The 663-nt window shown below is 28.1% G+C and carries 1 protein-coding gene; it reads left to right on the forward strand.

All coding sequences use genetic code 11. From position 1 onward, the window contains the following. Positions 1-663, forward strand: a 663-nt coding sequence (locus ELQ06_RS08530; RefSeq protein ID WP_134237516.1) for a 6-hydroxymethylpterin diphosphokinase MptE-like protein, incomplete at both ends; no start/stop codon positions are given.

Raw genomic sequence — 663 nt, forward strand, 5'->3', positions numbered from 1 at the left:
CTTTATATCAACGCTTCAATCTTAATGACTTTGGTTATATAGATACGGGTACTCATGTAAGTCATTTTTCTTATACTTTAGCTTTAGCTTTAGGATTTAAAAATATTATTATGATAGGGCAAGATTTAGCCTTTGATGAAGAAGGAAATTCACACTCAAAAGGTTTTGATTTTGGAGAGAAATTTAGTGGTGAAGAAAATATAGATAAACTTAAAGTCCCTGCCTATGCAGGTAAAGGTGAAGTTTTAACCCATATAACTTGGAATGATTATCGTATAAAACTTGAATATCTTTTTGCTTGCAATGATCAAAAGGCTAAATTTTACAATGCTACTGAAGGTGGAGCAAGGATTAATTTCACTGAAGAACTTTCCTTTAAAGAATGTTGTGAAAAACTCCTTACAAAAGAAAAACCCAAATTTGAACTTCCAAAAAGTTTAACTAAAAATAGAAGTGATAAACTCCTAGTTAAATTCAAAGAAAAAATACAAAAAGATCAAGAAAATGCTAAAAGATTTTTAGACGATGCTTTAGCTTTAAAACAAATTTTAGAAAATATACTCAGTAAAGATTTTCTTTTACCTTTAGAATTTTTAGAAAAAGTCTATCAAAACATAGAAAATTTTAATCACTCTTTAGATGAAGATGAGTTTATACAGGATG

Origin of the sequence: Campylobacter sp. CH246 (assembly GCF_004378835.1) — a bacterium.
In the GTDB taxonomy this organism is placed as follows: domain Bacteria; phylum Campylobacterota; class Campylobacteria; order Campylobacterales; family Campylobacteraceae; genus Campylobacter_D; species Campylobacter_D jejuni.